Annotated in this window: 21 protein-coding genes; 7 read left to right on the plus strand and 14 right to left on the minus strand. The window is 58.3% G+C overall.

The window, feature by feature from the left end:
- From CPY51_RS00005 to CPY51_RS00015, 3 genes are all read right to left on the minus strand, one after another.
- Positions 1-361: cation diffusion facilitator family transporter (locus CPY51_RS00005; RefSeq protein WP_146260059.1), on the minus strand; the 361-nt coding region annotated here is incomplete at its 3' end.
- 69 nt (positions 362-430) lie between these two features.
- Positions 431-1,198 carry an SDR family NAD(P)-dependent oxidoreductase gene (locus tag CPY51_RS00010; RefSeq protein ID WP_111158019.1) on the minus strand — a complete coding sequence of 256 codons (768 nt, stop codon included), beginning with the start codon at positions 1,196-1,198 and terminating at the stop codon, positions 431-433.
- Positions 1,199-1,383: 185 nt separating this feature from the next.
- A complete protein-coding gene (locus CPY51_RS00015; RefSeq protein WP_111158020.1) occupies positions 1,384-2,193 on the minus strand; it encodes an SDR family NAD(P)-dependent oxidoreductase in 810 nt (269 codons plus the stop codon).
- 46 nt (positions 2,194-2,239) lie between these two features.
- On the opposite strand from CPY51_RS00015, the gene CPY51_RS00020 reads away from it, so the two are divergent.
- From CPY51_RS00020 to CPY51_RS00040, 4 genes are all read left to right on the plus strand, one after another.
- Positions 2,240-2,611: a winged helix-turn-helix transcriptional regulator gene (locus CPY51_RS00020; protein ID WP_111158021.1), complete on the plus strand. Its 372-nt coding sequence runs from the start codon at positions 2,240-2,242 to the stop codon at positions 2,609-2,611.
- Between the two features lie 745 nt (positions 2,612-3,356).
- A complete protein-coding gene (locus CPY51_RS00030) occupies positions 3,357-3,974 on the plus strand; it encodes a cupin domain-containing protein (protein WP_111158023.1) in 618 nt (205 codons plus the stop codon).
- A gap of 195 nt (positions 3,975-4,169) precedes the next feature.
- On the plus strand, positions 4,170-5,513 hold the full coding sequence (locus CPY51_RS00035) for an FAD-binding oxidoreductase (protein ID WP_111158024.1): 1,344 nt from the start codon (positions 4,170-4,172) through the stop codon (positions 5,511-5,513).
- Positions 5,514-5,720: 207 nt separating this feature from the next.
- On the plus strand, positions 5,721-5,960 hold the full coding sequence (locus CPY51_RS00040; RefSeq protein WP_111158025.1) for a hypothetical protein: 240 nt from the start codon (positions 5,721-5,723) through the stop codon (positions 5,958-5,960).
- Between the two features lie 127 nt (positions 5,961-6,087).
- On the opposite strand, the gene CPY51_RS32640 is transcribed toward CPY51_RS00040, so the two are convergent.
- On the minus strand, positions 6,088-6,318 hold the full coding sequence (locus CPY51_RS32640; RefSeq protein ID WP_195909372.1) for a DUF982 domain-containing protein: 231 nt from the start codon (positions 6,316-6,318) through the stop codon (positions 6,088-6,090).
- Positions 6,319-6,870: 552 nt separating this feature from the next.
- On the opposite strand from CPY51_RS32640, the gene CPY51_RS00050 reads away from it, so the two are divergent.
- Positions 6,871-7,782: an ankyrin repeat domain-containing protein gene (locus tag CPY51_RS00050; protein WP_111158027.1), complete on the plus strand. Its 912-nt coding sequence runs from the start codon at positions 6,871-6,873 to the stop codon at positions 7,780-7,782.
- A 53-nt stretch (positions 7,783-7,835) separates the two neighbouring features.
- Positions 7,836-8,054 carry a hypothetical protein gene (locus CPY51_RS00055; RefSeq protein ID WP_111158028.1) on the plus strand — a complete coding sequence of 73 codons (219 nt, stop codon included), beginning with the start codon at positions 7,836-7,838 and terminating at the stop codon, positions 8,052-8,054.
- 423 nt (positions 8,055-8,477) lie between these two features.
- Here CPY51_RS00055 and CPY51_RS00060 read toward each other — a convergent pair whose 3' ends face one another.
- The 8 genes from CPY51_RS00060 to CPY51_RS00095 form a co-directional block, all read right to left on the minus strand.
- A complete protein-coding gene (locus tag CPY51_RS00060; protein ID WP_111158029.1) occupies positions 8,478-9,905 on the minus strand; it encodes an NAD(P)(+) transhydrogenase (Re/Si-specific) subunit beta in 1,428 nt (475 codons plus the stop codon).
- Positions 9,906-9,918: 13 nt separating this feature from the next.
- The gene (locus tag CPY51_RS00065; RefSeq protein ID WP_111158030.1) at positions 9,919-11,496 is read right to left on the minus strand and encodes a Re/Si-specific NAD(P)(+) transhydrogenase subunit alpha; all 1,578 of its coding nucleotides are present in this window, start codon (positions 11,494-11,496) and stop codon (positions 9,919-9,921) included.
- 176 nt (positions 11,497-11,672) lie between these two features.
- On the minus strand, positions 11,673-12,638 hold the full coding sequence (locus CPY51_RS00070; RefSeq protein ID WP_111158031.1) for an MBL fold metallo-hydrolase: 966 nt from the start codon (positions 12,636-12,638) through the stop codon (positions 11,673-11,675).
- A gap of 183 nt (positions 12,639-12,821) precedes the next feature.
- Positions 12,822-13,229, minus strand: coding sequence for a RidA family protein (locus tag CPY51_RS00075; RefSeq protein ID WP_111158032.1), 408 nt, complete (start codon positions 13,227-13,229; stop codon positions 12,822-12,824).
- Between the two features lie 9 nt (positions 13,230-13,238).
- Positions 13,239-14,456: an MFS transporter gene (locus tag CPY51_RS00080; RefSeq protein WP_244598377.1), complete on the minus strand. Its 1,218-nt coding sequence runs from the start codon at positions 14,454-14,456 to the stop codon at positions 13,239-13,241.
- 120 nt (positions 14,457-14,576) lie between these two features.
- Positions 14,577-15,365 carry an SDR family oxidoreductase gene (locus CPY51_RS00085; protein ID WP_111158034.1) on the minus strand — a complete coding sequence of 263 codons (789 nt, stop codon included), beginning with the start codon at positions 15,363-15,365 and terminating at the stop codon, positions 14,577-14,579.
- Positions 15,362-16,396 carry a D-2-hydroxyacid dehydrogenase family protein gene (locus CPY51_RS00090; protein WP_338049375.1) on the minus strand — a complete coding sequence of 345 codons (1,035 nt, stop codon included), beginning with the start codon at positions 16,394-16,396 and terminating at the stop codon, positions 15,362-15,364. Before CPY51_RS00090 ends, CPY51_RS00085 begins: the two co-directional genes overlap by 4 nt.
- Positions 16,371-17,117: an RraA family protein gene (locus CPY51_RS00095; RefSeq protein ID WP_111158035.1), complete on the minus strand. Its 747-nt coding sequence runs from the start codon at positions 17,115-17,117 to the stop codon at positions 16,371-16,373. Before CPY51_RS00095 ends, CPY51_RS00090 begins: the two co-directional genes overlap by 26 nt.
- Positions 17,118-17,265: 148 nt before the next feature.
- Between CPY51_RS00095 and CPY51_RS00100 the strand changes: the two genes are divergently transcribed.
- Positions 17,266-18,216, plus strand: coding sequence for a LysR family transcriptional regulator (locus CPY51_RS00100; RefSeq protein WP_111158036.1), 951 nt, complete (start codon positions 17,266-17,268; stop codon positions 18,214-18,216).
- 119 nt (positions 18,217-18,335) lie between these two features.
- Here CPY51_RS00100 and CPY51_RS00105 read toward each other — a convergent pair whose 3' ends face one another.
- Complete coding sequence (locus tag CPY51_RS00105) at positions 18,336-19,295, minus strand: Kelch repeat-containing protein (RefSeq protein ID WP_195909373.1); 960 nt, start codon at positions 19,293-19,295, stop codon at positions 18,336-18,338.
- Between the two features lie 245 nt (positions 19,296-19,540).
- Entirely contained in the window at positions 19,541-20,029 is a 489-nt protein-coding gene (locus CPY51_RS00110; RefSeq protein ID WP_111158038.1) for a PadR family transcriptional regulator, read from the minus strand.
- Positions 20,030-20,068: the final 39 nt, after the last annotated feature.

The following is a 20,068-nucleotide window of genomic DNA, read 5'->3' on the forward strand; positions in this document are numbered from 1 at the left end:
TCGCCTCCCACGTCAAACCACCGACCACCACCAGCAGAAAGACTGCGTTGAACAATGCCGCGAGGATCGACGTACCGCCGAGGCCGAATGTGAAGCGCTTGGTCGGCCTGCGCTTTGCAAGGATGATCGCCGCCCATGCGACACCCAGCCCAAGTGCGTCGGAGAGGTTATGACCGGCGTCGGCGAGCAGAGACACGGAATTGCTGGCAAGGCCGTAGACAACCTCAAGGACGACGAAGGCCGCATTTAAAGCCACGCCAATCGCAAAGGCCTTTCCGAAATTTGCAGGGGCATGAACATGGCCGAGCCCGTGGCCATGCCCGTGCTCATGATCGTGGTCGTGGTAGTGTTGATGAGGCATCGATGAGGCTTTCCTTGCAAATCTGCTTGTAGTCAGCCGGCTCTCGAACGAGACGCGCTGACATGCCCGTCAAAACAGAATGACTCCTGTCAGTTCTGAAAGCTTTGCAATCAATCTTTCCTGAAAATCAGGATCGCCTACGGCTGATGCAGCTTGTTGCGGTCGCCGATGATACCAGTAGCGGCCGCTCACTTTCGCCTCGGCGTCGTCGCTTACAGCAAGCCATGTCTGAGTGAGGTGGCCTTTTTCCAAGTCGTCGGGTGCGCCCTTTCCGCCCATCCTGGTCGGCACCCAGCCGGGATCGACCGCACTGCTGACCACGTCCGGCCAATGACGTGCGACGACTGCCGCGATGGTAGCCACGTGCAGCTTGCTCTCGGAATATGCCTGACCGGCACTCCATGACCGGGACGTCCAGTCGATATCGTCGAGCGAACTGCCGCCGCTCTTGTGCATCCCGCTGCTGAGGTAGATCAGTCTCGTTGGCCGGTCGATAAACGCGGTCAGCACGTATGGAGCAATGGTGTTCACCGCAAGGATCGTCGAATGTCCCTCGGGCGTGTCGCCTCGCCTCGGCTCCTGGTAGACGCCCGCGTTGTGAATGATCGCGTCCATTGGACCATGAGCATTTACCTGGTCCGCGATCGAACGGAGGTCCCTCGCCCTCGAGAGATCACCAAGCACGACGCCCAATGCCTTCGACGAGAATGCTCCGGCCGCAGATGCTCTTTCTTTCGACCGCGAATGGAGGAGGACATCATGCCCTTCTCCGATCAAGGCTTGAGCCGCTCCGGCTCCTAATCCGTCCATGGATCCGGTAATGAAAATTCGGCTCATTCCTGTACCTCATTGATTTGGGGACTTACGACTGAACGCGCGCGTGATGCCGGCCATGTAGATATGACATTGAAGTCCGCTAGCAACTCCCACCGACCTGCAGGCCGAAGCAAGATCCCGACTGCCGGTTCCTCGCCGCGCCGTCATGGTGCTTGCGCCCGCGGACGGCGTTCATCACAAACGGCCTAGAGCCCTGGCCACATGCCCCCATCAATCCTCAGATTTGCGCCAGTGATATAGCCGGCACGCGGACTCACGAGAAAGCAGACGGCGTCGGCGATTTCCTCAAGCGTCCCAACGCGCCCGGCCGCAACCTGCGCGAAGCTTGTAAGCACCTGCCGTTCGATTTCTTTCCAGGACGCGTCTATCGCGAGACCCTGTCGCTCGGCGGCGCCTCGGAATGCGGTGTCGAGCCTTTCGCTGTGGATCGTTCCCGGCGACACAGTGTTTGCGGTGATCCCATCCAGGGCGACCGCCTTGGCAAGAGAGGCCGTCATGGCGATCATTGCAGCCTTCGCGGCGCCGTAGTCGGGTCGGCCGGCAGGAGGCATCAACCCCGCGAGGCTCGAGATATTCACTACCCTGCCCCAGCGGGCCCGGCGCATGGCAGGTAGCAATCTTGCCGTCACCCTGACGGCCGCAAGCACGTTGCGGTCATAAGCTGCCGCCCATGTTTCCGACCTCGTCGTAGACCAATCCTCTGCATCGCCGGAGCCGCCGGCATTGTTGACAACAATATCGACGCGACTTTCGAAAGCACGCGCCTCCTCAACCAGCCGGCCGACGTCCTCCTCCTTTGTCAGGTCGCCAGAGACCGCGTAAGCGCGACCACCATTCGAGCCGATGCTCTCGGCCACCTCCTCGGTCTTTGCCACGTCGCGACCGTGGATGATGACGATGGCGCCCTCGCGCGCAAGCCCGCGAGCTATGCCTTCGCCGATGCCTTTACTGCTCCCCGTGACAAGAGCCACCTTCCCGTCCAGTTTCAAATCCATCACATCATCTCCATGTTAGGGTTGGATCGGATGAAAGGGCAGCAAGATGGATGAAGCAATTACGCACTTTAAAGTGCCTATCGATGTGCATGATCGAACTGCTTGCCTCGGCCCGGATGGATCAGTGACTCACGTCGGACGCGTTCTGCGCATGCTCTCGGGCCGCTGGAAGCTACCCATCTTGTTTCGACTTGTCGCGACACCGTCAATGCGAAGCTCGCAGTTGATGCGCGAGATGCCAGCGGTCTCGCAGAAAGTGCTGACCCAGCACCTGCGCGAGCTTGAGATCGACGGACTGGTAGAGAGGCGGGATTATGGCGAACTGCCACTACGTGTCGAGTACAGCTTAACGGACGCCGGCCAACGGCTCATGCCCGCATTGAGGGCCCTCCGTGAGTTCTCGCGAGATCACCCGTAGACAAACCTCTTCAACCCGCCATGTCGAGCGCATCGAGGATGCAATTATCGATTAGGTCGAGAACATCTCGGCCAGCCGTCGATAAAAACGCATCGTCGTTTCCTTCCATCGTCGTCCCGACGACCGATGCAGCAAGAGATACTTGCAATCCGTCCAATCTCGCTGTCACAACGACGCCCCGCGTCGAATTGGCGAGGCCGCCCCACATCCCACGATCCGGAAGGACCGCAATGGGTGGGACCAGCCATTCAACCAAGCACCTCGGAACGTCGGGACTGTGCGCGCGAGACTCCCACTCGGCTCTAATACTACGGATTCGCACAGGCAGAGCGGCGTCGCGCTCTATTTCAGGGCTGCCGGCTTGGCGCAGAGCGGAAACCCGGCCATGCGCATGGTTTCGATCAGACGCTTCCCGCCATCCGATCATTACTCAAATCTGCCGAAATTTTGGGTGGACATGGTCCCTCAGCCTCCAAACTGTGGTAGAATGACCAATCGGAAATGCAATCGAAGGGGGAAACCGCATTGATGTGCGGGCGGGCAGGTGTTTGCCATCAACCGCGCCATTGCCGCTCGTCACTGCTCCACGACATTCGAGCAACGATATTTGCGCTTCTTGGGGCCATCGCCATGCCTTGACAATGCGAGACTGGAGGACGGCGCATCGCCTATGGTCGCCTGATTGTAGGAAATCGCACTCACTGTCGAGCGGCCCGCCAATGAAGCATCACCAGGAGGACCAACCATGAAGCTGCGATCCCACGGCGTACGCCATATCGGCGCGCTTATGATTTCCCTATCTGCTTTCGGGCTGATGACTTCAGGCACATTGTCCGAAGAAAACAAGTTCTTCATCAAGCCGGTGGTTGAGAAGAAGGTCACAGAGCTACCGTCTGGGCCATTGTACTGGCGGCTGGAGAATTTCCCGACGCTGAAGGATGCCCAGGACGCCGCGGGTCCGACCTCACTTGTGGGGGAAGTTGCGGACAAGATCTGGCTGTTCACGCTCGGACCGAAGGATGCGTCCACTCCAGGCGGAACCAAGGTCGCCGAAATCGGCCCCCTCCCGCCGGTCAAGGCGAGCGAATATCTGCTGCGCGTCAATCACGCCGGTGGAGCGCCCGGCACCAAGTCGACAATCCATACGCATCCGGGATCCGAGGCATTCTATGTGCTGTCCGGCAAGCTCGGTCAGAAAACGCCCCACGGCGTGACCTACACTGAAGCGGGCATGACCATGACTGGACACGGGGCCGACACGCCGATGGAGGTGTTCAACGCCGGCAAAACCGATCTCGATGAGCTGGCCATCTTCGTCGTGGACGCCAGCCGGCCGTTCTCCTCGCCGGCCAGCCTCGACTGAGCGACGTGACGATGGCCAAAGGCAGGGAGTGCCTTTGTTCCGGCGAAGACGCAACAACGCATCACGCTTTGGCGCAATTCGAAGATCCTATTTCCGTATTTCCTTTAGCTCCCAACTTCTAGCATTCTCGAGCTGAGGATGCTTCTGGATCAGATCAAAATGTACTAAAGATCGCGCCACGTCGGGGGACGCAACATGTCTAGTTTGCTACTGAGGGAACTATCTTCGGGTGGCCACCGATGCCCTGTCATCACTGTGGGCCATCAGGATTACGACAAGTATCGCCGAGTATGGAACGGTGTCGTCGATCGACATCCCGCTGCGATCGTTCGCCCGAAAAGTGTCGACGATGTCAGGAGGGCTGTGCATGCGGCGGCGATATCTGGCTCCCTGCTTGCAGTACGCGGTGGCGGCCACAGCTTTCCGGGTTTCTCCACCTGCGACGAGGGCCTCGTTCTCGATCTTTCAGAAATGAACGCCATCTCCATCGACCGCGAAGCGCTCACGATCGATGTCGAAGGCGGAGCACTGCTAGGGGACCTTGACCGCGCGACCGTGCCTGAAGGCTGGGTCGTGCCAGCCGGGGTGGTTTCACATACGGGTGTGGCCGGATTGACCCTGGGCGGCGGCATGGGCTGGGCAAGTCGGAGATATGGCCTAACCATCGACAGCCTTCTTGGCGCGGAAATCGTGACTGCGGCGGGAGAGATCGTGTGGGTAAGTGCAAACACGGACCCGGAGCTTTTCTGGGGAATTCGCGGTGGCGGCGGAAACTTCGGCGTCGTCACGCGCTTCAGGTTCAAGATGCATTCGCTTGGCTCCGTCGTCGTCGGTCAATGGAACTATCCATCGGCACACGGACGGGAGGCATTGCAGACTTTGCGCGACCGCGCACTGAGACAACCGCGCGACTTTGCGCTGAATTTCACCGCGACGACGACAGGCTTGAGTGTCACTGCGGCATGGACGGGGGAAGCCAGCGTCGCTCATGCGATCCTGTCACCTTTCGGGACGCTCGCCGAAGGAGGCGTCGGGGGCGTCAAGGAGGTTTCCTATCTTAGCTTGCAAAGCCGCAACGACGAGGAATACCGTTGGTCTCGACGCTACTACTGCAAGGGAGGATTTTGGTTCGACGTCACAGATGAAGCTGTCGATGCCGTATTTCAGTCGATCGCCAATGCGCCGACATCGCATTCGGAGATTTCTGTGCTGCAGCTCGGAGGTGCTGTTTCCGATGTCTCGGACGAGGCAACCGCATACACTGGACGAGGAGCAGGCTATTACTGGCTTGCGGAGCCTATCTGGGATTCTGCTGCCGATGATGACCGATGCGTTGCGTGGGGCCGGGACGCAGGCAATGCGCTTTCGAATTCCTCAATCACTGGCAACTACATCAATGAGCAGGCCGACGCCGCGCCTGCCGTCGCTCTCGACGCATATGGCGCGGAAAAATATCAGCGGCTTGCACGCTTAAAGGCGCGGCTCGATCCGCAAAACTTATTTCGGCTCAATCAGAACATCACGCCGCGACATCCGTAATTTTTAGCTCGTCACCCGACTAGACGACGCTGGATATCGTTGACCAACAGCAGTGCTTGCGGCGGTCATTGTCCACACCACGCTTGCCACCAGCAGGAACGCCGAACGTGCGATATCGAATAAACAGTTGAATCGGATTTTCTAGGGGCTAGAATTCGATTGCGAGCGCTAGTGGAGCGTATCATCCGCTCGCGAAGTGGGGCTGCGATGGCTGGCCTTTCTGAGGGCTTCTTCCATGCTGATCCGACGGTTGTCCTCGAGGCGTTGACCGAATGGTCCATCCGGACGCGTGACGAACCGGACGACTATTTGATATCGTTGGCAATCACCCTCTACAACGATGGAAACAATACCCCGCAGCGCCTGCTGAGGGCCCTCGAAATTGAACTCGTCGGTGACGACATACCGCTCTCCCGGCTTGGAATGTCTGCGCGATTTTGCGGTTAGTTCATCGCTCAGGGTTTTAACAAGGACGGACCCCGAGCGTGAGGAGGCCAGGCGTAGTTCCCAGCATCCAGACCGCGCCTGGTTCGGCGCTCGGCGCATGCTGCCGTCGCTGCCAACCCCCTGCCGATTATGCCAGAGACGGCGGGTGGGCCTCGTCCGCAGCGACCAGGAAAGCGCTGCGGATCTCTTCCGGCTCCATATAATCGTTGACGGCATCGAGGACTGCCATCTCCGCCCGCCTATGATCGGGCCATTCACCCAGCAACAACAGCTTGCCGACATCGACGACCGTCGAGGCGGTCCTATAGCGGGCGCCGACTGCGATGCTGACTGGGCGAAAGGTTCTCCGGATGTCCACGACCCAAAACCTTGCAGAAGCTATTTGACTCAACGAGTCTGCACGGTCTCGTTCCGGGCGTACGAAACCGTAAGGCTTTGCCTCCACGCGATCACGTTTCCTTCCGCCAAAAATGGTGCGCGGAATTTGCATCACCTCGTGGCAAATACGGTGAGCCTGGCGCTATAGTTTCCGGTATTCCCAGAAACGCCGTTTCTATCCCCGCAGGCGGAATACCGGCCCGCGACCCGCGAATGGTTATGGAGCAAGTGCCACCGCATGACAGAAGGCCGCCTCGCGAGTAGCTCGCGCGACACTGGGCGATTTGGTGAAGAAAGGTCTGATGCGGTCTGGTGCAAACGGGAGGACTTGCGGAGATCAGCCGCTAGTCCGGCGGCGGCTTCCTATCCTGCTCCTATGAAGCATTATTCGTGATCTTTTTGAATGACCTCGCCCCGACGCTCGTGCGATTGCGAATGACTGCCGCCAAACTGGTCGGACGCGTTCCGGGCTGTTCGGTCCAGCAGATCGGGTATATAATCTCAGCCGCCAAGTTAGCCCAGGGAGAGACCGATGCGTGGGCTGGTAGGAAGCGCTCTCATCTACTTGAGCATTTTCGCAACGTGCCAAGGCGGTCCGCTGCACGAGGCGGCCAAGAGCGGCGACCTGACTGCTATCGCGGCGGCCCTCGATGCGGGGGCGGATATTGAGGAGCAGGACAAGGGAGCCACTCCCCTCATCCTTGCGATTCGTAGCGGACAACCCGAAGCAGCAGCATTGCTGATAAGCCGCGGGGCCGACGTGCACAAGGAGTCCGCGATTGGCCTACCTCTTACTGCTGCCGTTCTAAAGGGTTCCCCCGATCTTATACGGTTACTGGTGGCGCATGGTGCCGATCCTAATGCCGCCGCACGGGGCGAGCGCATGCTGCACTTCGCAGTCGCCAACGACTGTCTCGACTGCGTCAAGGTACTCGTTGAAGCCGGCGCCGACGTCAACGCCATCTGGGTGCGGGGTGACCCCGCCCGCCTCCCAGGCATCATCACTCCCTATCACCTTGCAAGGCACGACGATCATGCCGAAATCGCCGACTACCTGTTGGCTCACGGCGTCGTCATTCAGAAGCCCGCGCCGATTTCCGCGAAAGTGGCAAACGGTGACCCGGCAAAGGGCGCGGCGTTCTTTGCCTCCAACTGCTCCGGCTGTCATGTCACACGCGTGAAGGATGTCCCCACCAGGGGGCCGAACTTGTGGAACGTTGTCGGACGCAACAAGGCCTCGACAAAGTTCGGCGGTTACTCCCAAACCCTGTTGGGTTGGGAGGGTTCATGGACCTACGAGGACCTCAACATTTTTATCGCCGGGCCTACACTCACAACGCCGGGCGTAAATATGGACGTTCGTGGCGCGCCCGATGAAAATGATCGGCTGAACGTGATCGCTTATCTGAGAACGCTCAGCGACTCGCCGGTTCCGCTGCCCTGAGCCGACGCATCGTGGACATCGGCCTGATCGAGACCTTCTAAGCCGCGAACCCCGTGCATCGGAGGAAGCAGCGCTACATCTCGCAGGCAGCTTTGGAGCAGTTCAAGACGGACTACGTCACATTGAGGAACTACGCCATAGGGCGGGGGAACATCGCTCGGGTCAAGGAGGCGTTGACGGCTCTCGGCATAACGCCAGTGTTCGAGGAGCCTGGGGCGGCGGCGATCTACAGGGTGGGCGACGTCCCACCCGACTTGAAGATCAAGAAGTAGAGCAGCCAGCTAGATTTGGGACCCGCTTCGGCGGGTCTTTGCTTGCGCCGCGAAATCGTGACTCAACAGAAGGCAAGTTCGTGACATTTCGTGCGCAAAGGCGACATAGCCATATTGTTTTCATTGCACAATATCCCTTGAAAACGCCAGATCGTGCTATTTCAGTGAATTCCATCCACAGTTCTGAGAACATCATGAGAGGTCCGGGCAACCGGGCCTCTCATGCTTTGACAAGCGATACTAGAGCGGGAACTCGCCCAGCCGGGGCTCTGAGATATGAATCCAACGATGTCGGATTCCGCTTTGTAGCCAAGCCTGCTGATGCTGTGCCTCTTACTAAGGCATCAGCTGGCTTGGATACTGGTCTGTAGCCCTGAAGCCGGTCGAGCTTCACGCCTACGGAGCAAAGTTCGCTCTCATTGATTAAGGCAAAGCAGCTAAAAGCTCACTCACCGATTTTTTTGCGTCTCCATAGAACATGCGCGTGTTGTCTTTGTAAAAGAGCGGGTTCTCGATGCCGGAATAGCCGGTGCCTTGACCTCTCTTCGACACGAAGACCTGCTTGGCCTTCCAAACTTCGAGCACCGGCATTCCGGCGATCGGACTATTCGGATCATCCTGGGCGGCTGGGTTGACGATGTCGTTGGAACCGATGACGAGGTCAGTGTTGACGAAATCCTCGTTGATCTCGTCCATTTCCAAGACGATGTCGTACGGCACCTTGGCTTCTGCCAATAGAACGTTCATGTGTCCCGGCAGTCGTCCGGCGACCGGGTGGATCGCGAAACGGACAGTCTTGCCCGCAGCTCGCAGTTTTCGGACGAGCTCTGAAACGGCTTGCTGTGCTTGTGCGACCGCCATACCGTAGCCAGGGACGATGATGACGCTGTCAGCGTCGTTCAGCGCTGCGGTCACGCCATCCGTAGTGATCTCGATTTGCTCTCCAGCGATTTCCATCGCCGGGCCGCTGGTCGTGCCAAAGCCTCCCAGAATGACCGAGATAAAAGACCGGTTCATCGCCTTGCACATGATGTAGGAGAGGATCGCGCCGGATGATCCAACCAATGCGCCGACTACAATCAAGAGATCATTGCCGAGGGTGAAGCCGATTGCCGCCGCAGCCCAGCCGGAATAACTGTTGAGCATCGACACCACTACGGGCATGTCGGCACCGCCGATGCCCATGATCAGGTGATAGCCGATGAAGAATGCCAAAAGCATCATCAGCACTATGGTCCAGGCGCCGGCGCCCGCCATGTACATGACCAGGAGTGCCAGCGTGGCAATCGCAGCGACCGCGTTTAGCAAATGGCCGCCTGGTAGCTTCTTCGCCTTGCCATCCAGCTGACCCGCAAGCTTGCCGAAGGCTACGACCGAACCGGTAAAGGTGACCGCGCCAACGAAAATGCCGATGAACACCTCCATGCGCATGATCGCCAGCTCCGCCGCGCTTTTGTGAGCGAGGATGGCGCTAAAACCCGTAAGCATATTGCGTGCTTCCTCGCCAAGATCAGCGATACGTGCCGCCTCGATGTGGGCGTTGAAGCCGATGAATACGGCAGCCAGACCTACGAAGCTGTGCAGTGCCGCAACCAACTGCGGCATCTCCGTCATCTGGACGCGGCTTGCGACGTAGTGACCGAGCACCGCGCCGCCGGCGATCATGAGCGCGATCACAACCGAGTTTCCGACACCGGGGCCGAGGATCGTAGCTGCGACCGCCAGTCCCATTCCGACGACGCCATACCACCCGGCGCGCTTGGCACTCTCCTGACCCGAAAGCCCGCCGAGAGACAGGATAAGAAGTACAGCAGCAGCGATATAGGCTGCAGAAACAACACCAATAATCATTTTCTATCCCCGATCACGACTTTTGGAACATGGCGAGCATGCGCCGTGTTACGAGAAACCCGCCAACGATGTTCACCGTCGCTATGAGCACCGAGAGCGCAGCAAGGATATCAACGAGCAAACTGCCAGACCCGATCTGCAGCAAAGCACCAAGAATAACGATGCCGGATATCGCGTTCGTCACCGCCATCAGCGGCGTATGCAGTGAATGGCTGACGTTCCAGATAACCTGGAAGCCGATAAAGCAGGCAAGGACGAATACAACGAGATGGTTCATGAAGCTGGCGGGCGCATACGCTCCGACAATCAGCATGAGCAGAGTGACGATCGCCAAAAGTGCGACCTGGCTCCTTGTCTGCGATGCAAAAATCGCCCGCTCCTGCGTGCGCTTTTCGGCAGGCGATAGTTCGGGCTCCTTTTTCTTCGACTTGGCTGGCGCGATTGCCCGCACTTTTGGTGGCGGCGGCGGAAATGTGATCTCGCTCTTGTAGGTTACAGTCGCGCCGCGGATCACGTCATCTCCCATGTCGTGATTAAGCCTGCCATCCTTGTTCGGCGTCAGGTCCGTCATCATGTGGCGGATGTTGGTGGCATAGAGGGTTGAGGACTGTGCTGCCATCCGGCTCGGAAAGTCAGTATAGCCAATGACGACAACGCCATTGTCGGAAACGATCCTTTGATCAGCGACCGTGAGATCGCAGTTCCCGCCGCGCTCCGCAGCAAGATCGACGACAACGGATCCCGACTTCATCATGGCAACCATGTCACCGAGCCAGAGCTTCGGCGCATCGCGGCCCGGAATCAGTGCAGTCGTGATGACGATGTCCATTTGCGGTGCAAGTTCTCTGAACTTGGCAAGCTGCTTGTCTCGAAATTCCGGCGACGATGGTGCAGCATAACCGCCGGTGGCCGCGCCATCCTGCGCTGTTTCGAATTCAAGAAAAACGAACTCCGCCCCCATGGATTCAATCTGCTCGGCGACTTCCGGGCGCACATCGAACGCATAGGTAAGCGCCCCAAGCGAGGTCGCCGTGCCGATCGCCGAAAGGCCGGCAACGCCAGCGCCTATCACCAGCACTTTAGCTGGCGGAACCTTGCCTGCGGCCGTCACTTGCCCGGTGAAGAATCGCCCAAAATTATTGCCGGCCTCAATCACAGCCCGGTAGCCGGCGATATTGGCCATCGACGACAGAGCATCCATCTTCTGCGCGCGGGAGATGCGAGGTACCATGTCCATTGCGATGACATTCGCACCACTCTCTCGACAACGTTCGAGCAACTCTTTTTTTTGGGCCGGATAGAAGAAAGATATGAGCGTTTGTCCATCGCGCAATCGCTCCGCCTCATGCAATTCCGGAGGGCGTACCTTGGCGATGATATCGACGGCTGCATAAAGCGCATCTGGGGAATCAACAACAGACACGCCGGAAGACCGATAGGCGTCATCCGAAAACCCGGCTTCCCGTCCCGCTCCTGCCTCGATCAGGCATTCATATCCAAGCTTCAATAGCTGTTGCGCGCTGTCGGGAGTCATTGCCACCCGCGCCTCTCCCACAACGACTTCTTTAGGCGTTCCGATCTTTAGACCCATTTTAGTTCCGGCGTAGGCCGTCCTCCTGACATGCTAATCCTATGCGCGCCGGCTGCGAATGCAGCCGGAACGGCGAGCGAAAGCATCTGATCGAGTGCGAGCTGTCCAATGCAGCTTGGCGCGAATACGATCGTTCCTTGACGACGTCTGCGTTCAGATCGAAGTCATATCCGCCTCTAAGCAAACGGCACAAAGGCGTAGGATTTCTCGCCGTTTGTTCGGACGTGACCAAGGCCTGGAAACGGAAGATGTGCTCCTCCAATCAAGTGCTTGTTTTTCGCCACATCATCAAAAACGCGGAAGTGCTCCTGTTCAGCCTCAGCTCTGTCGGCGTCGTATCCGATCGTGACGCTGGGATCGGAGAACTGCACCGCGGCTACATGGACAATATCGCCCCACAAGAGAAGCCTCTCACCTCGGCTCTCCACTTCGTACATCGTATGTCCCGGCGTGTGCCCATAGGCTGGCCGGGACCGAACTCCGGGTAGAAGATCGGCAGAGCCTTCAAATGTCTCCAGCCGGCCCGCTCTCAGGTAGGGAGACAAAGAAGCAGTACTGGCCTCAAAGAAGCGCTTGGCTTCAGCGGGCGCGGCGCGCTTGTTTTCCTCACTCATCCAGTAGTCAGTGTCACGCTTGTCTGCACGAATTGTAGCATTCGGGAAAGCAAGCTCATTCCCAGACATCAAGCCGCCGATATGATCAGCATGCAGGTGAGTGAGGAGGACCTCGTCAATCTGCTCAGGTCGATAGCCCGCGGACCGTAAATTGCTCAACAGTTCCCCAAAGTGGGGACCTAGAAGTGTGCCTGCGCCAGCGTCGACCAGCACTAATTTAGCGCCCGTATTCACCAGAAAAGAGTTGTGGGAGGTCACGACTTCCTCTGCGAGAAAGTTGCTTTTCAGTGCTTCGGCGATCCGCGACGGGTCGCCTTGTAGCAATTTCATAGCTGCAAGTGGGGACTTGCCGTCGGAAAGCGCAGTTATCTCGTAGTCGCCAACCATCAGGCGGTAGAAGCCCGGAGCGTCTCCCTTCACCAATGGTGCACTGGCGAGCAACGAACCGGGCAGCGCGCACCCAAAGCAGGCACACGACGCGATAAGAAGTGAACGGCGGCTAAGATTAATCGGCTGGCTGTTAGACATGCTGGTTTTCCCTGAACTATCGATCGCAGATCATTTCGCGTGGCATCCGTGCGCACGAACGGTTCGTGCCGCCGTTCTTTCTTGTCCGTCTGAAGCGTCGCGCCGCGGTAAAACTCGCTTCATAGCTTTCCAGCTCGGTGCTGGGGCAACGGTCATCATCAGGATGAATGATACTGGGCGAATTTATCCAGCCGTGGGGTCGACAACCGCCATGAAATCGCACTGGATCAGGGAGGGGCCTTCGACCATTAAGAGCTGGGAATGACGGGCTGGCCTAGATTCGGCATCCGGAAACATTCGCACCCATTCGTCGTTCAGCGGTCCTCGATTGTCGCGGTCGCGGAGATAGACCGTCATCTTGATAATGTCCTCAACGCTGCCCCCGGCAGCTTCCACGATCGCCTTCATGTTCGCAAACACATGGGCGCATTGAGCTGCTAGGTCTTGCGGCATGACATGGGTTACGGGGTCTACGCCGTGGATGGCACCGGAGACGACAAGGCTGCCTATCCTGCAGGCGTTCGGCACTGGGAACTTGTGGGCAAGGCCTTCTGCAGTAACGCTCCTGCGGTGCTTTCTCGATTCGGTCACCTGCTTCTCCTATGATCTGACTTGTTTCGCTTCAACAATTGGCTGACTGGATTCGTCCACAGCCTCACCAAATCCCGGCGTAAGATTGATCCCATTCGTCTCGGGAAGCAGCAATGTTGCTACGATCGCAACACTGTAACCAAGGAGGGCGACCAACCCGATCGCCTCCGCCAGTGTGATCCACTGCGCAAGGATACCAATGCAGGACACCGCGACAGCCCCCGCCGCCTTGCCGAAATTATATGCGAAGCTCTGACCGCTACCGCGAATGGCTGTGGGGAACAGCTCCGTGAAAAACGGACCCAGCGCTGCATAGTTGCCGATGGTAAAGAAGCCGAACGGCACGCCCATCAGCATCAGTCCCCAACCCTTCAGCGGCAAGAACATATAGGCAATGGTTACCAGCCATGAGCAGATCAAGAACAACTGGAATGTCCGCCTCCGGCCGAGCATGTCCGACAGATAGGCACTTGCCAGAAAGCCGAAGAAGGAACCACCCGTAACCAGGAATACGTAGTAGCCGGATGCGCCGGGCGAGAGCTGACGCACGGTCTTCATGAACGTCGGCAGCCAATTGACGATGGCCCCGCCGACGCCGATAACGCCAAACGCCAGAAGCGATGCCAGGATCGTCACGTGCAACATGCCTGGGCGGAAGATTGCCGCAGGGCCGGGACCGCGGCCAGAGGCCTTTATCGCAGCGCGGCTCTGCTTAAAGAGCTCCGGCTCCTCGATCTTGCGCCGAAGGTAAAGCACCAGGAAACCAGGTAGAACGCCAATCATCAGCAGCATTCGCCACGCATATTCCGCTGGGACATATGCCAGCACGACTCCTGCCAAAATCGCCGCCACGCTCCAGCCGATGCCGAAGCCACTTTGAACGCTGCCCACCGCCTTGCCGCGATGGGCTGGCCGGATGATCTCGCCCATCAGCACGGCGCCTGCGGCCCACTCGCCACCGAAGCCCAGTCCCTGAAGCACTCGCACTATAATGAGCTGTTCAAAGTTCTGCGTGAAGCCCGCGATGAATGTGAACACCGAGAACCACAAGATGGTGAACTGCATTACTCGGACGCGACCGAAGCGGTCCGCCAGATATCCACATCCCCAGCCGCCCACGGCCGCAGACAGGAGTGTCGCCGTGGCGAGATAGCCCGCCTGCGCAGTTGTCATTCCCCAGGCGACAATCAGCACTGGAAGCACAAAGCTGAAGAGCTGTGCATCCATTGCGTCTACCGCCCAACCCGCAAAACATGCCCAAAATGCGCTCCGCTCTCTTTTAGTTAGCTCACGATACCAACTGAACATTTGGTCTCCTCCCAATGTTGGTTTTTCCGGCTGGGTCGGTCAGACGACAATCGGCGTCAACCCTCCGTCCATGGTAAGGGACGCGCCGGTCACATAGGATGCTCGGGCGCTAGCGAGAAAAAGCGCCGCATCCGCCACCTCTCCAGTAGTGGCGTAGCGTCCTAGCGGTATGCGCTGCTGGTTTTGACGCAGCAGCTCCTCCGGGGACTTTCCGGTGGCGCGCGATTCCGCCGCGAGTGACATTTGCACCCGGTCAGTCATCGTGGCTCCCGGATTGATGACATTGACACGTATGCCGGCATGTCCCCAAGCCGCCGCTAGCCCCGCGGAAGCCAGCATCAAAGCCGCGTTCGCAGCCCCGCCGGGGATGTGAATGGGCGAGGCAACTTTGCCACCCGTGCCAATGATATTGACGATCGCACCCTCGCGACGCGAAACCATTCTTGGCAGGACGAAGTCCATGACGTTCATATATGTGAAGAATTTTGCGTCCATTGCTGTGCGCCACTTGTCCGGCGTCAGTTCGCTCGGGGGCACCCGCATGGCCCCACCTGCTGAATTGATCAATACGGAAATCGGCCCGAGCAGCTCTTCAACCGCAGCGACTATTCGCTCCGCTGCCGCCCCATCCGATAGATCCGCGGCGAAGGTCGTGACGTCGATACCGTCTACCGCAAGCATCGCCTTGGCGGCGGCCAAGTTTTCTGCGCTGCGTGATACGATAGCCACGCGAGCACCTTCGGTGCCAAATGCGCGAGCGCAGGCGAGACCAATGCCCTTGCTGCCGCCGGTGACTAGAACGACTTTGCCGTCAAGCTCCAGGTTCATTTCAGGTCCTCCCTATCCAGCACATCTTGATTGTGGATATTGATCGGTGTGCCGTGTGCAAAAGCCACGATCTGGTCGAAGGCGTTGCCATAGGCAAATTCGTAGTTGTCGCGCTCCACATATCCGAGATGCGGTGTGCACAAGGCGTTTGGCAGCATCAGCAAAGGGTCGCTTGGATCAATCAGCGGTTCTTGCTCGTAGACGTCGACCGCCGCTTTTCCGGGGCGGCCCTGGCGCAACGCGGCGACGAGCGCCCCCGGTTCAATCAACTCCGCCCGACTGGTATTCACCAATAGCGCTGTCGGCTTCATCAAGGTCAGATCGTCGAGCCCGACCAGGCCGTTCGTGTCGGCATTCAGGCGGAGGTGCAAGCTGAGCACGTCCGATTGCTCGAACAGCGCTTGTTTGCTCGCCGCCACCGGAAAGCCCTCCGCTCGCGCCCGTTCCAATGAAGCCTGACGCCCCCAGATCAGCAACTCCATACCGAATGCGATTCCGATCCGTGCGACCATCGAGCCAAGGCGGCCAAAGCCATAGATCCCCAGCGTCCGGCCGCGCAGCCCGAGCCCGACTGTGCTTTGCCAAGAACCTGCTCGAAGTGCCGCGCTTTCAAACGGTATATTGCGCATCGCCGCCAGGATCAGGCCCCAAGTGAACTCGACGGTGGGGTATGAAGGTCGTGGCGTCAGGGCCGAAGAGACTAGAACCCCATGCCGCGTGCACGCGTCGAGATCGATGTGCGGCACATGACCATTCTGGCTTATCAGCTTAAGATTTGGCAGACGGCTGACGAGTGCTTCGTCCACCTTGGTCCGCTCTCGCAACAATACCAGCACGTCGGCAGCTGCAAGCCGCTCTGCCAACACGTCTACGTCGGCAACAGCATCGTTCCAGATCGTGACCTCATGACCCTCAAGCTTGCTGAAGCAGTCGAGCGTGCGAACGACGTCCTGGTAATCATCAAGGATCGAAATTTGCAGATTTGGGTTAAGACTGGCCATGGATTTACTCTTTGCTCGGGAGGTCGGCAACCGAGGTGCCGGCGTCGATCGCGCTGCATTTCTCTTCTTCGAAGGCGGCCTTTGCCAACGCCCGTTCCAATACTTCTGCAGCTCGGGCGATCGGGATGAAGCAAACACCGGTTTCATCGGCAACGACGATGTCTCCAGGCGAGACGCGGATACCGGCGATCTGGATATCGCCGTTGATCTCCACCGTTTCGATGCGCCACTTGCCTGTGACCGGCGTGATCTCCGTTGCCCAGAGCGGATAGTCCACCCGACGTGAATGGCTGACGTCCCGAATCCCGCCAGACACGATGGCTCCGGCTTCACCTTGCCGTTTGCCGGTCTGCGCAGAGATCCCGCCCATATTGGATATGCCGGCAACACCGTCGATCACTATGACGTCGCCAGGCTGCGCTAGATTGTGCGCCTCGAATTCTGCCATGCGGTTCACATGGTCGCGGGCAGTTTCATAGACGTGCTCGCGCTGTATGATGTTGCGCACGGTGAGTGCCGGACCGACGATGCTTGCGTTTGGCAGGGTCGGCTTGAGAACCGATGCCCCGATCGCGCCGGTAATTCCCAGTTCGTCCATCACGTCGGAAATGACACTGCTGGCATCGGGAATACGCTTGAACTTCTCAATCAAGCCCTGCGGCGGGCGTGGAGTGCGCAGGAGCCGGATGCGATCTCGGGCAATCTTGCCGGTCAGCTTCGGGGTCAGAGCTTCGGCGGTGACGTCATTCATTACATAAATCCTCCCAAACGTTGGCCTGTCGTTTTCTGCAGCCGAATCTACGAAGCGGCGCACTGCTAAGGCTTCTGAATAGAGTTGCCGAAAATGCCGGAATGGTCCAATTTCGTTTTAAGTGGACCTGTTATCATCGAGGTGAATAATGCGGCTTGATCTAAACCTTCTCGCGGTCATTGAAGCCATTATGCTGGAAGGCAACGTGACACGCGCCGCGGCAAGTTTGTCGATGAGCCAGCCCGCCGTCAGCAACGCGCTTCGGCGCGCACGAAAGCTGACGCACGACCAGCTTTTCTTGAAGGTCGCGAACGGCGTCCAGCCCACGTCCCGGATGTTGGCTATTTGGCCTGAATTGCATCGTTCCCTCGCAGTAATCCGGGCTTCCATCGCACCTGAACACTTCGATCCGCGCACGGACCCAACCAGCTTCCGGATTGCGATCACGGATAGTCTGGCTGCTGAAGCAGTGTCCGGCATTGCGCTTAAGTTACACGCCATATCACCCTATGCCCGGATCGCGTTCTCGTTTCACACCAATGCAAACTCTCTCGAGGGCATAGAGCGCGGGACGCTGGACGGCGCTGTCGGCATGTTTCCCTCACTTCCTCGAGACATTCATGTTCAGGGTCTTCGGACGGACCACTACGTATGCGTGATGCAGTCTGGACACCCCTTGAGCAAACAGATGGGCCTAGACGAGTTTGTCGCAGCTTCGCATGTGCTGGTAACCCCCTCGGGGATGGATTTGGGTGTGATCGATGGCTGGCTGAGCCTACACGGGCGCACAAGGTCGATTGCCGTGGTGGTCAACCATTTTGCCGATGCGTTGCGCATCGTTGCTGGAAGCCATCTCTTGACCTGCGTGCCGGAAAGCTTCGTGAACGGGCATGGTCGGCCACTTGTGACGGAGCACGGACTGGTCGTTCGCGATCTACCTTTCGAGACCGAGAAGCTGGTCTACAAGCTCGTCTGGCATGAGCGAGTTCACACCCACCCCGCACACCAATGGTTCCGCTCGCTTGTCTCGGATGTTTGCGGAACGCCGGCGGCAGGCAATGCGGGAAATATTGAGATGCTGCCGCAAGGCGATTTTTAGCCAGTGCCAGACGTAAAGAGGGCAAGCCCTTTTTGACTAGAGCGTGAACTCGTCAATGCGCCTGTCTGTGGTCGAGTTGCAGAGATTGCTCGACCACAACAGTTTGGGGGGCGATTGGATCATTTCGCGACGGTGTAAACCTCGTGCGTATCCATTTGAGCGTTGATACCCGGCATACCGTCTGACTGGAACGATCCGCCAGCTACATGGAATTCGTTAACGATGAACCCGGCAACAAAGCCGTGACGCGCGATCTGCATGTGAGGAAGGGTCTGCCAGGTATCTGTCGCCGGATCGTAGGCCTCCAATGCCCAGAAGGTTCTCTTACCCTCCGGATCCTGATATTCTCCACCGGTTACATAAATCTTGCCATTGTAGGCAGCACCCGGCACACCGCCACGCCGGGTGGGCGATCGCGCCTTGAACGTCCATGTATCCGCTTTTGGATCGTATGCTTCCACAAGGTCGGTGACATCGCTCTTCGTGACGAATGGAAGTCCAACGCGGCCATCAATCGCATAGATTTTGCCATTGACCGCCGCTGCCAGAAAATGGTTGCGTTCGGCCTGCATCGGCGCACGTTCGCGCCAGGTGTCTGTTGCTGGGTCGTACTCTTCAACTGTTGTACCGACGATGCTTGGAACGCCCGCCCACAGCGGCTCTTTCATCTCCCGGCCATGCTCATGAACGTGCGCGCCACCGATGACATAAATCTTGCCGTTCAAAGCGACCGCCTCGGCCGAGCCGCGAGCGGTGGGCATCGGCGCGAGCTTTGTCCAGGCGTCAGTTGCCGGATCATATGAGAAGGCATCGGCAATTGGCTGCCACTGCTTTGCGCCAGGCGTCCCAACGAAACCACCGAAGACGTATATTTTCCCGTCAAGTCCGACGGTCGCTGTGTGGTGCGCGGGTTCCGGCATATCCTTCAGGTGGGACCAACTGTCGGATTTGACATCATAGACAATGACGGAACCGACCGGTGCTGTTTGAGGCACGTCGATGCCACCGATTACGTACCACTTGTCACCGAGTACAGCGCTCGAATTTTCGCTTTGAGGAACAGGCATCGGCTTGGCCATTCGCCACGCGCCGTCCTCGGCATAAGCCGATGAGAAACTGATCGACGCTGCGAACAATGCGGCCGAAATCCGTGACCTTCTCATGCTCACTCCTTTGGCTGGACCTAGGCCAAGGCTTGGCCCGCGATAGCTTCAGGAGGTATCGAAATTGTCCAATGAGGAGAATGACGAGGTCGTAAATGGCGTATTTGGGGAAACTTAAAAATAACCTGAAATGGACGCGGAACACGGCCAGTCGACGCTGTTCAGAGACGCTCGATCTTTCGTACCGCCTCATCGATGATTTCCGCGACGTCGAGCTGCAGTTCTCGAACAGGTTCGCCAGCCAGCCTCTGACCAAGCGCGGTCTTCAGGCTTTGCATTGCGCGACCGACAGGCCCAGCGGATACATCCGCTCCGCGGAAACGAAGGGCCTCAATTCTCGCGAGAACGCCCTGCGCCTCGTCGCGACGCTCGGCCAGATGCTTCTGGCCTTGCTCGGTAATCAGGTATGCACGCCGCTGGTCGTCATGGGCAGCCGAAGTCAGCAAGTCCTGTTTCATCAGTAGCGCAAGACTTGGATAGACGATTCCAGAGCTGGGTGCGTAGTTGCCCCCGGATCGGTTCTTGATCTCCTTTATCAGGTCGTATCCGTGTCGCTGTTCGCCATTTTCCAATAGCAGAAGGAGCAGCAAGCCGAGTTCGTCGCTATCGACCATCCGACGACCGGAGGAGCTACGTGTTTCACGTTCCATCAAAGTCTCGCGTTATGTCTAAGATATATCTTGACACTA

This window comes from Arminella tubonensis (assembly GCF_003240585.1).
In the GTDB taxonomy this organism is placed as follows: domain Bacteria; phylum Pseudomonadota; class Alphaproteobacteria; order Rhizobiales; family Rhizobiaceae; genus Rhizobium; species Rhizobium tubonense.